Here is an 11874-nt window from a genome sequence, read left to right on the forward strand (position 1 = left end):
CCATCCATATCCACTTCTTTAATATCCTCTAGTGAAATATTTATATATGATTTTTTCTCCTTAATCAATTTCAATATCAGTCCATAATTTAAATCTCCCAATGTTTTTTCATTTAAATATAAAACTTAGCAATTTATATCATCATAAGTGATGATTTTATTATCTTAATAAAGAATATTTAGCAATAATTTCTTTAAATTATCTACAAATATATCGTATATGTGATAACATATATGATATAAGACAGTTAAATATATGATTTAAAATAATAAATCATATAAAAAATGATAGTTTTTGTAGTAATGGAGGCAAAAAAATGGAAATGAAAAATAAAAACAATACTCATAATACTTTGTTCCGCTGGCACAGCTTTAGATTAAAGCTTGTATTTGAAGCAATAGGCGTAGGTATTATTACAGGTTTATTAATTGTGCTATATAGATATGTACTAGAAGCTGCAGGAACATTTGTAACTGACGTTTATAAATCTATATCTATAAATCCTATACTTGCTCTCCCATGGGTCGGTGCTTTAATAATTGCGGGATATATTGTAGGATTAATGGTTAAGCATCAACCAATGATAAGCGGAAGTGGAATTCCTCAAGTTGAAGGTGTTCTCCTTAGAAAACTTGATATGAGCTGGTGGAGAGTGTTGCTTGGCAAGTTCTTCGGAGGAGTTCTTTCAATAGGATCAGGTCTTTCACTTGGACGAGAAGGTCCTTCCGTCCAGTTAGGAGCCGCGGTTGGTCAAGGTTTTAGTAAGGTGTTTAAAAGAGTAAAAATCGAAGAGAAATATCTTATTACAAGTGGAGCAAGTGCAGGACTTGCTGCAGCCTTTAATGCACCTCTAGCAGCAGTAATGTTTTCGTTAGAGGAGGTTCATAAAAATTTTTCCCCCTTAATTTTGCTTTCAACTTTAGCTGCAGCTCTATCAGCAGACTTTGTAACTAGAGGGTTCTTAGGATTAAAACCAATTTTTAATTTTGAAAACATCTCTACATTACCTCTTAAATTTTATTTTTATATTATTATACTAGGAATTATTGTAGGAGTCTTTGGGGTACTTTTTAATAGTCTTCTTTTAAAAACTCAAAATCTATACACAAAGCAAAAATGGCTTCCAAAGGAAATGAGAGTTATAATACCCATGTTAATTTCAGTTGTTCTCGGAATTTTATTACCACAAGCTTTAGGTGGCGGACATGATCTTATACTATCACTAGTTAGTGGAAATATTCCTTTAACAATTTTAGTTGTTTTAGTTATTGTAAAATTTTTATTCACTATGGCATGTTATGGTTCGGGTGCTCCAGGTGGAATCTTTCTTCCACTACTTGCAATTGGAGCTTTAATAGGAAATGTTTATGGAGTAATGCTTGTACAAATTGTAAATTTTGACCCTATGTATGTTAATAACATTGTAATCCTTGCAATGGCAGGGTATTTTACAGCTGTAGTCAGATCACCTATAACTGGAATTATTCTAATTGCTGAAATGTCAGGTTCCTTTAAACATATGCTTTCTCTAGCTATTGTATCTATAGTTGCGTATATTATTGCCGATATTTTAGCATCAAAACCTATATATGAGTCCCTGCTTGAAAAATTTTTACATAATGCAGGAGAAAAATTGTCTGTGGGTAGTAGGAAACATAAGGCCATACTGGAATTTGCAGTATGTATGGGATCAAAGCTCGATGGGAAGCAAATTAAAGAAGTTAAGTGGCCATCCCATTGCCTATTAGTATCTGTAAAACGAGGGAATCTTGAAATACTGCCTAGAGGAGACACCATTATTTATCCTGGTGACTATTTAGTTGTACTTACTAATGAAGATAAGGTATCTAAAATAAATGATGCACTAATACTAATGATAGAAAGTTGTGAGATAATATAATAAGTATTATATTAGAAATAATATATTCTTGCAATATTGACGAGAATCTTCTATATTTATTATAGGATATATATCCATACGTAATTTAACTGCTACAAATGTAAAAATGAGCTATATAAATAAGGAGGAAACTACAATGAGTAAAATTGAACAACTAACCGTAGATACTATAAGGGTTTTATCAGCTGATGCAATACAAAAGGCAAATTCTGGACATCCAGGGCTTCCACTAGGAGTGGCACCAATGGCGTATACACTATGGGCAAATCATATGAAGCATAATCCTGCGAATTCAAAATGGCAGAATAGAGATAGATTTGTACTGTCAGCAGGTCATGGATCAATGCTTGAATATTCGCTTCTTAATCTTTTTGGGTATGGACTAACTCTTGAAGATTTAAAGAATTTCAGACAACTTGGGAGTTTAACACCTGGTCATCCTGAGTATGCCCATACAAACGGTGTTGAAATTACCACAGGACCTCTCGGACAGGGTATTGCTAATGCGGTAGGTATGGCAATAGCTGAAAGCCATCTTGCAGCAAAATTCAACACAAAGAAACATGCTATTGTAGATCATTATACATATGCTATATGTGGTGACGGTGACAATATGGAAGGTATCTCTGGAGAAGCGTCATCCCTAGCAGGTACCCTAGGTCTTTCTAAACTTATTGTAATGTATGACTCAAATAGTATATCTATAGAAGGAAGCACCGATATTGCATTTACAGAAGATGTAGGCAAAAGGTTCGATGCTTATGGATGGCAGGTTTTATATGTAGAAGATGGAAACGATATGGACGAAATAGGTAAAGCAATCGAAACTGCAAAACTCGATCTAAATAAGCCTTCATTTATTGTAATTAAAACTGTTATAGGATTTGGTTGTGCTAAAAAACAAGGTACTGCTTCAGCACACGGAGAACCACTTGGAGCCGATAATATAACTGACATGAAAAAATGTATGGGCTGGGACCTACCACCATTTACAGTTCCAAATGAAGTACTTGAGCATATGGAAACCGTAAAATCAGAACTTAGCCAAAAAGAAGACGAGTGGAACACTATTTATTCTCAGTATAGTAAAGAAAATCCTGAACTTGCTAAGGAATATGAAGTTTGGCAAAGTGGAGATATTTCTACAGATTTACTTAAGGTAGCAGAAATGTGGAAATTTGAAGGCGCTGCAGCCACAAGAGGCTCTTCTGGCGCAATAATAAATACATTAGCAAAATATATACCAAACCTTATAGGTGGTTCTGCGGATCTTGCTCCCTCTAATAAGACATATATGAAGGGTATGGGTGATTTCTCAAGAGAAGATAGAAATGGATCTAACCTTCATTTTGGAGTAAGAGAACATGCAATGGCAGCTATTGCAAATGGAGTATATGTTCATGGAGGTCTTAAGCCCTTCGTTTCAACTTTCTTTGTATTTAGTGATTATATGAAGGGTGCAATGAGATTATCTGCACTTATGGGCCTTCCTGTAGTTTATGTTCTAACTCATGATAGTATAGCCGTTGGTGAAGATGGTCCAACTCATGAACCTATCGAGCATATTGCAGCTTTAAGGGCTCTACCAAACTTTAATGTATTTAGACCAGCTGATTCTAAAGAAACGGCTGCTGGTTGGTATGCGGCAATTACATCTAAAACAACTCCTACTGCATTAATACTAACAAGGCAGAACCTTCCTTTATATGAAGAGACATCAATTGAAGCTTTAAAAGGTGCCTATGTATTAAAAACATATGAAGTTAAAGGACAAAACCCTGATATAATTTTAATGGCTTCTGGTTCTGAAGTAGAATTTATTTATGAAGGGGCTAAAGCATTAAATGAGCAAGGTATTAAAGCAAGAGTCGTAAGTATGCCATGCTTAGATTTGTTTGAAGCTCAATCAAAAGAATATAAAGAGTCTATATTGCCATCATCCGTACGAACAAGATTAGCTATTGAAGCCGCTGCTTCATTGGGTTGGCATAAATATGTTGGATTGGACGGAGATGTAATCTCTATTGATAGATTTGGAGCTTCAGGTAAAGCTGCTGTTTTATTTGAAGAATTTGGATTTACAACAGAAAATGTTGTTGATAGAGCAATCAAATTGCTCCGCAAGTAATTTTATTAAGTTATAGTTTCATTATTACAAAGATCATCTAATCAATATTTAAATAGATGATTTTTGTTTAACCTAATAATTCGAAAAAATACAGGAACTTAATCCTGTATTTTTTTATATTATTTATTTAGTTAGAATACTTCTTTTACTAATCATTAAAATAGACTGCTACTTCTTTAATATTGTGTGCCCCCATATCCGACGGAAGCATAGGTATTTTTATAATGTTCTTGCCTTCAAAAATACTATTTATTTCCTTAAGATATTTACTTTCTAGTTCTTTTCTTCCCTTCCAAAATTCATCATTACTATCCTCTGGTAAGATTCTATTAACAATTAAACTTCCTACTTTTATTTTGTATGTGTCTAATATTTTTATAGCTTTCACAGTTTCTTCTATTGCAAGTTTTTCAGCATTTAAAACAAATATAAAACTTAACCTATTATTATCAGTTATTACTTGCCTTGCTTTCTCCATGTTTTCTAGTCTTCTTTTAAGAATCTTAATTACATCATCGTTTTCTAGTTCATCTCTATTCTTTTTACCTGCATTTTGGGCCATTTGCATTATACTGAGTGCTTTTTCTCTTTTCCCAATAAGTGTCTTAATCCAAGCTCCTAAAAGCTCTGGAAGTGACATAAGACGTACGGTGTGACCTGTCGGCGCAGTATCAAAAACTATTTGATCATATTCAAGACTTTTCTCATTTATTATCTCTATCATTTTATCAAAGAGAGCAGCCTCCTCAGTACCAGGCGAAACTGCAGCTGCATCTATCTGCTTTTTTATTTCGTTTATAATAATAGGACTTAACACATTCTTAAGATTAGCTTGTACAACCTTCATATATTTCTTACTTTCTTCCTCCGAACTAATTTCTAATGCATCCAAATTTTTATCAATATTAATAATTTTACTTCCAATAGGTTTTTCAAATATATCTGATATAGAATGTGCAGGATCTGTTGAAACCAGTAACGTTTTCTTTCCCTTTAGTGCACAACTTAATGCAAAGGAAGCTGAGCATGTGGTTTTGCCCACTCCACCTTTCCCTCCAAAAAAAACTATTTTATTCATATGTATCACCTCGTAATATATCTAGTGTACTTTCTCTTACACCGATTGATTTTATTAAGCATCTAAATCATAATCTCCCCATTTTTCTCCCCATATGGATTTTCTGTCCATCATTCTTCTTTGCCAGCTTTCTAAATCCTCTGCTATATAAGGTAGCAGCTCCAATGCATAATAGGAAGTTGGAAATGGAAGTCCAAGCGTATCCGCAAAACACAAAAGAATAAAATTATCCATTTCATCGCGAGCTTCTTTTTCGAGTATTGCTTTAGATTTTCTGTTAAAATCAGTTGCTCCTTGAAAGAACATCTTAAAATCTCTTATAAAATGCTTTATTGTATATTTATCCAAAGCTTATCACCTCTAATTTATAAATTAATGTTCAAATATGTATAAAGCTAACCCAGTATAGTTTAAAATTTACCCTTAAGCAAATTTCAATTTCTACACAGCGTTAGCTTTATCATTTATATTTTATATACTATACATTTAATACTTGATACTTTTTATGCATTAACGTTCTTATCTGAATTACTCGTTTTTGAAGTTAAAGCTTTTACACCAGAAACCATTAGTACAATTGCTAGTATAAATAGCACACAAGCTATAATAATCAACAACCAGTTTGCTCCGAAATCCTTAGCCTTGTTAGCTATTAATAGAATTAAAGCAAATTGTGTTACAAAGAACATAAATATTGTTGGAAAAACTACCATCCTGTATTCTTTTCCCATATTCTTTAAGAATACTGCAATAGTTATTAGTGCTAATGAAGCTAATAATTGATTAGCTGCACCAAATATTGGCCATACTAGTTGCCAACCCTTAAATGTTAATGCACCACCAAGTACAACTGTTATACCGGTTGCAACATACTTATTAGCAAGCATATTGGGAGCCTTTCCTTTTTCATCTCCATTATCGAACATTTCCTGGAATATAAATCTTCCAAGTCTTGTTGCTGTATCAAGTGATGTTAATGCAAACGCTGAAATTGCAAGTGCAGTAAAGCTCTTGCCTACTGCAAACGGTATTCCAAAGCTAGTCATGAAATTACCTATACCATCTGCAAATACATTTACAGCTCCGCCTTTTAATAACTCAGTAAGTTTATCGGCTCCAATGTATGAAGCAGTAATAATAGCTACAATAGCTAGTACACCTTCTATAAGCATTGAACCATATCCTATAAGCTTAACATCTTTTTCACTCGTTAATTGTTTAGCAGTGGTTCCTGAAGCTACTAGAGAATGGAAACCTGAAATAGCACCACAAGCAACTGTTACAAATAACATTGGGAATAATAAATTGCCTTTTCCTAAATTAAAAGAAGTTACTGCTGGTAATTGAATACTTGGGTGACTAATTACAATTCCGAGTGCTGCTCCAAGTAGCATAGCGTATAATAAGAATGAATTTAAATAATCTCTAGGTTGAAGCAAAATCCATACTGGTGCAATAGAAGCAATTGAAATATATACGAGTAGCATAATTACCCAAGTATTATATGATAATACTAGTGGAAAACTTAAGCCAAGCCATATACAGAAAAATAGTAAAACAACACCAATTACACTACTTACGCCTAAACCTACGCCTTTTCTGTAAACAAAGTAACCAAAGTTAACAGCTAAAATCATAAATAATATTGAAGACGTACCTGCTGAAGGTGTACTTACAAACGTATTTGCGCATATTGATGTAAATGCTGCAATAACAAGTAATAGTGTTAGCCATGCAAACCATGCAAACAATATTTTACCTGTTCTCCCCATATTGACATTAATAACTTCACCTATTGACTTACCATCATGTCTAATTGATGCAAATAATGCACCCATGTCGTGAACTCCACCGAAGAAAATACTTCCTATAATAATCCATAATACAACTGGCAGCCAACCAAATACTGCTGCACCTATAGGTCCAGCTATTGGACCTGCACCTGCAATAGACGAAAAGTGATGTCCTAATAGTATTGGCGCCGGTGTTGGTACATAATCTATACCATCCGTTCTTGTATGAGCTGGAGTTGGTCTTTTAGCATCAATACCCCATTTTTTACAAAGCCAAGCCCCATAAGTAGCATAAGCTATTACAAAAATAATGATAGAACCTAAAATAAGTACTACTGAATTCATATAATTACCCCCTTATAATATAATATCTATATAAATTTAAAAAATTTATATCAACTTAACTTTTAAAAAATTTTTCATTACCCCTTGCAAGTTTATTGGTAATAACTTCATTGGTAGTTGAATTTATAAAAATTAATTTTGCATTCACCCAACCCTTAAACCCAAATCGAAAGCTTTTATAATATTTAAAATTCTTAATAGCCTTTTGAACCTCAAAATTTGGACTTATTGAGCTAGAATATATAAAAGTAATTACGCTAGCCATATGTTCATCATCAATTTTAACAATTTTATTTACATTTTGTTCCAATATAGTTTTAACATTATCAACATTCTTAATATTAAATTCAGAATCTATATCTTTGTAGAAAACATACTCCTGGCTCTTATAAGCATATACTTCTGCGGCTTTAAAAAACATATACTTAACACTTCTTTGATTAAACTCCCCAGCAAAATCAAAATTTATATTACTCAGTTGTCTATTGTATTCAATATCAAAATTAGCTTCGAACTTTTTAATTAATTCGTGCATGTATTCATTGCCCATAGTAATCACACAGGCGAATTTTTTTACTTATAGTAAAATTTTCATCGTATTTTACAAATAAATTTTCCATGTAATTATCTGCTATCATGAAAAACACCCCCCTATCGTTAAAATTTAAAAAGCTCCTTTGTATAATATTAATTTAATATGAATATTATGTACGAAATGTGTATAATTTCATAATACCTTTTTTCCCTTCATATATCAAGTGCAAATTTCACCAATTTCAAAAAAATTATGCAAAAATCCTAACATCATAAATAAATCATCTATTTCTTCTTTATTCTGAATATTTTTTTAAATACATACATATAATAGAAGCGATAGTTACTAACTCACAGCTAAATAGATGAGCTCATCATTAATATAGATACAGCTAAAGTTACTAACTACCATAAGTGTTGAATGAACTGTTTTAAATCTAGTTTTTAGCTGTAACTATTATTTAATTTAATTCAGTTCATTTAATACGTCACTTTTTAAATACTTATATATTTTTAACATAACTAAAAACCATAGAAAAAATTCTATGGTTTTTAGTTGTGTTTTTAATTTTTAAGTCACTAATATTTCAGTTATTTATATTACTAAACTATATAGGAATTATGTACTTATCTTAATTCCTATATAGTTTACTATTTCTAAAAAACGCTTTATTTATTAGATGAATTATGATATTATGTACGTGGATTATTAAAAAAGGAGGTTGATTATTATGTCATATAAAATTACTGATGCATGTGTAAGCTGTGGAGCTTGTGAACCTGAATGTCCAGTTAGCTGTATAAGCCAAGGAGATCCTATATTTGTTATTGATGCTGATACTTGTATCGATTGTGGAGCTTGTGCTGGCGTTTGCCCTACAGGCGCTCCAGTTGAGGCTTAATTAAGAACATATTTCTTATAAATAGAACATATTTCTTAAAATAAAAAAAATACAAACTACTAACTTTTGTTAGTAGTTTGTATTTTTTTATAATAAATGTTTTTATGCGTAAAAAAGTATATATTACGTATAATGCATTTGAATAAGCTTTAGAACTTCTTATTTTATTTTTAATTAAGGTGCGTTAAGAAAAATATATGTTTGAGCGAATGCGAGTTTATGTTTTTTAGCAGATTAATTAAAAATAAAATTAGTAGTTCTTAGCGATATGAACGCATTAATAGTAATATATACTTTTTTCTTTTTTATTCACTTATGTCCTTGAACCCCTCTCCAAGAGTTTCATGTACGTTATATGTTATTATAAAGGCTCTTTTGTCAATTTCTTTTATATAATTTTTTAATCTTATAAACTGTTTTTTACCTAATACAGTAGTTATGATTTCTTTTTCGTCATTGGTATAAGCTCCTTTAGCAGTGTATAAAGTGGCTCCTCTATTTAGCTCTTCAATAATAAATTTTTTTATCTCTTCGCCTTTTGAGCTAACCACCTCAATTTTTTTACAAATATTCATCCCTGCGATAACTGCATCTATAGTAAACCCATTAATAATAACTCCAAGCAAAGCATACATTCCAATTTTAGGTCCAAATGCTATACCTGCCAAGATAGTTACTAAAAAATCAGCTAAAAGTAGTGCCTTACCTATGTCTAAGTGAAAATACTTATTAAGTATTTTAGCTATTATATCAGTTCCTCCTGTAGAAGCATTTTGGTTAAACACCAAACCCATCCCTACTGCTCCAATTACTATTCCAAATATTAGCTCTAAAAATAAATCGTTTGTTATACTACCGCTCATAGGATAAACCTTCTCTAAAGCCCATATCATACCAGATAATCCAAAACTAGAATATATTGTCTTAACTCCAAAACTAGATCCTATGAATATAAATCCTATAATAAATAAAATTACATTTAATACAAGCATAATAACACCAATAGTAAGTCCTGGCATATACCAATTTATTATCATGGCAAGACCACTAACTCCGCCTACTGCTAAATCATTTGGAACTAAGAAAAAATAAAATCCTGCAGCCACTAGTGCTAACCCAAGAGTTATAAAAATATATTCCTTAATAATTTTTTTCATACTTATTCCACCTCATTTATATTTTTTCCATACGCCATAAAAATATATGACATCTAAAATAATTTTAAAATTTTGTAGTCACAAAATATAGTAGACATCCATTATACAATAATATTAGTAGCATTCTCCAAATTGAATAGTCAAATTCCTTTTGAAGATAACTCATATTCCCTCTATAACACCTAGTGTTTATGGCATTTTTTATATCTTCCCACCGTTTCATCGTATTAACAAAAAGGAGACCCGCCATTTTACCAGTATTTTTAATCTTAAGTGATAAACTACTAAATCCATTTCTACTCTTTATTGCATTATATAAGACAACATATTCATCCTCAATAAGCATTATAAAACGTTCCATGCTTTTTGCAATATCAGAAATGTCTCTTAAATATGTGTTTCTAGAGCATAAATATAAAATGTCGTCCATAGGTGTAGTTAAAGCCAAATAACTTAAACATACTCCTGATGACAGGGTTCTAAGCACAAGCACAACGCAATAATACCACCCATAATCAAAGATTAAAGTAATTGTAGATATACTGGCAAAAGCAGCCGCAGCTATCGTGAATTTCCATACTATATGAAACGGATTTTTGCATACTGCATGTAGCATAGCAAATATTAGGATATTAAAAATTAAAGGGTATATTGAATTTGAAAATCCCATAAGTATTATTGGAATTACTGCAAGCAGTATTTTTTCTATTGGATGTATATGTACTATCTTACTGTTTTTTGATAGTATGCTTATCAGTCTGAACATTTTGTTTTCTCCCTATATAATACCCTATAAAACCTGCCCCTATTGCTGCTTGTAGTGCAAATAAAAGACTTTCTATTTCTCCAGAAGGTGGAGTCCAAAAACTTTTAACCCAAGGATGATAGGAAGAATCCATGTCTCCTATTACCGACTGAATTTGGCCATCCGCTCCCCCAAATTTTCCATTTTTCCCTATAATAAGTGACGCAATAATAATAAACATACAAAGGAAAAGTGTTATTAATGTTTTCTTTTTCATTTTATCCCTCCTCCTTGCTCACTTGGCAAATAATAATTCACTTGCTCTCTCCCATTAAAAAAGCTATTTCTTCTTTAGAATATTTTTCAATAAACTCAAATATGAGTACTGTAATAATTCCTTCAATTATTGCCAAGGGAATTTGAGTTATAGAAAATATCGAAAAGAACTTTAGAAAAGCCGCAACAAACCCGCTCTTCCCTGGGAATGCAAGCCCCAGCTGGACCGAGGTAATAAAGTAAGTTGTCAGATCACCGAGTGTTGCCGCTAGAAATACTGCAACTTTTTTGTTTTTGTTTTTAATTAAAGTGTATATTAAATATGCAACTATTGGTCCGCCAATTGCCATAGAAAATGTATTTGCACCTAGTGTGGTTATTCCTCCATGTGCTAAAAATATCGCTTGAAATAAGAGCACTAAAAGTCCAATGACCCCAGTAATGAAAGGTCCAAAAATTATAGCAGAAAGCCCTGTACCCGTTGGATGAGAGCAACTTCCTGTAATTGATGGAATTTTCATAGCTGATAAAATAAATGCAAATGCCGCTACAAGGCCTAACAGCATTTTGATATCCTTATTTTTTACTGATTTTATTCTAATTTGCTTAAGACCTATAACTATAAACGGAGCACTTAGTAAAAAGTAAAAGGCACACCATTTCGGCGGTAAAAACCCTTCTGATATATGCATAGCTAATACATTAATATTAAGTGCAAATACTAATGATAGCACGTAAAAAATTCGAACTATAATTTTTGATTTCATACTTATTCCCCCTTGTCCTTCTGCATAGTATCTATCTAATATTTCTTGATTATTTAAAGCTCCATATTTAATAATTAGCCATAGATTGCACCCATACTGGACGCACCCAAAAAAATCTCTCAGCCTATCAGCTAAGAGATTAAAATTTCCATACAAAGCAATTCATAATATTATCATTTGAATAAAATAATACTGCAAACTCCTCAACTATTACAAAGAAATTTAACACTCACCCATCTTTCGTAGGCA

The 11874-nt window shown here is 31.9% G+C and carries 11 protein-coding genes; 3 read left to right on the plus strand and 8 right to left on the minus strand.

Annotated elements, in window-relative coordinates; translation table 11 throughout:
• The first annotated feature begins 316 nt into the window (after positions 1 to 316).
• Both clcA and tkt read left to right on the plus strand, forming a co-directional pair.
• Complete coding sequence (gene clcA / locus JJE11_RS06660) at positions 317 to 1900, plus strand: H(+)/Cl(-) exchange transporter ClcA (protein WP_291633845.1); 1584 nt, start codon at positions 317 to 319, stop codon at positions 1898 to 1900.
• Between the two features lie 136 nt (positions 1901 to 2036).
• Positions 2037 to 4028, plus strand: a complete 1992-nt coding sequence (tkt, locus tag JJE11_RS06665) for a transketolase (protein ID WP_291633846.1) — start codon at positions 2037 to 2039, stop codon at positions 4026 to 4028.
• A 148-nt stretch (positions 4029 to 4176) separates the two neighbouring features.
• Here tkt and JJE11_RS06670 read toward each other — a convergent pair whose 3' ends face one another.
• From JJE11_RS06670 to JJE11_RS06685, 4 genes are all read right to left on the minus strand, one after another.
• Positions 4177 to 5106: an ArsA family ATPase gene (locus tag JJE11_RS06670; RefSeq protein ID WP_291633847.1), complete on the minus strand. Its 930-nt coding sequence runs from the start codon at positions 5104 to 5106 to the stop codon at positions 4177 to 4179.
• A 54-nt stretch (positions 5107 to 5160) separates the two neighbouring features.
• A complete protein-coding gene (locus JJE11_RS06675) occupies positions 5161 to 5454 on the minus strand; it encodes a hypothetical protein (protein ID WP_291633848.1) in 294 nt (97 codons plus the stop codon).
• A gap of 155 nt (positions 5455 to 5609) precedes the next feature.
• Entirely contained in the window at positions 5610 to 7244 is a 1635-nt protein-coding gene (locus JJE11_RS06680) for a carbon starvation protein A (RefSeq protein ID WP_291633849.1), read from the minus strand.
• Between the two features lie 55 nt (positions 7245 to 7299).
• Positions 7300 to 7779: a hypothetical protein gene (locus JJE11_RS06685; RefSeq protein WP_291633851.1), complete on the minus strand. Its 480-nt coding sequence runs from the start codon at positions 7777 to 7779 to the stop codon at positions 7300 to 7302.
• Positions 7780 to 8509: 730 nt separating this feature from the next.
• Between JJE11_RS06685 and JJE11_RS06690 the strand changes: the two genes are divergently transcribed.
• A complete protein-coding gene (locus tag JJE11_RS06690; RefSeq protein ID WP_291633853.1) occupies positions 8510 to 8680 on the plus strand; it encodes a 4Fe-4S binding protein in 171 nt (56 codons plus the stop codon).
• Positions 8681 to 8985: 305 nt separating this feature from the next.
• Here JJE11_RS06690 and JJE11_RS06695 read toward each other — a convergent pair whose 3' ends face one another.
• From JJE11_RS06695 to JJE11_RS06710, 4 genes are all read right to left on the minus strand, one after another.
• Entirely contained in the window at positions 8986 to 9837 is an 852-nt protein-coding gene (locus JJE11_RS06695) for a YitT family protein (RefSeq protein WP_291633855.1), read from the minus strand.
• A 64-nt stretch (positions 9838 to 9901) separates the two neighbouring features.
• Positions 9902 to 10603, minus strand: a complete 702-nt coding sequence (gene cbiQ, locus JJE11_RS06700) for a cobalt ECF transporter T component CbiQ (protein WP_291633857.1) — start codon at positions 10601 to 10603, stop codon at positions 9902 to 9904.
• Positions 10566 to 10859 carry an energy-coupling factor ABC transporter substrate-binding protein gene (locus tag JJE11_RS06705; protein WP_291633859.1) on the minus strand — a complete coding sequence of 98 codons (294 nt, stop codon included), beginning with the start codon at positions 10857 to 10859 and terminating at the stop codon, positions 10566 to 10568. Before JJE11_RS06705 ends, cbiQ begins: the two co-directional genes overlap by 38 nt.
• 37 nt (positions 10860 to 10896) lie before the next feature.
• Complete coding sequence (locus tag JJE11_RS06710) at positions 10897 to 11625, minus strand: energy-coupling factor ABC transporter permease (RefSeq protein WP_291633861.1); 729 nt, start codon at positions 11623 to 11625, stop codon at positions 10897 to 10899.
• Positions 11626 to 11874 lie beyond the last annotated feature (249 nt).

The sequence above is a fragment of the Clostridium sp. genome (assembly GCF_016650095.1).
Taxonomy (GTDB): domain Bacteria; phylum Bacillota; class Clostridia; order Clostridiales; family Clostridiaceae; genus Clostridium_AD.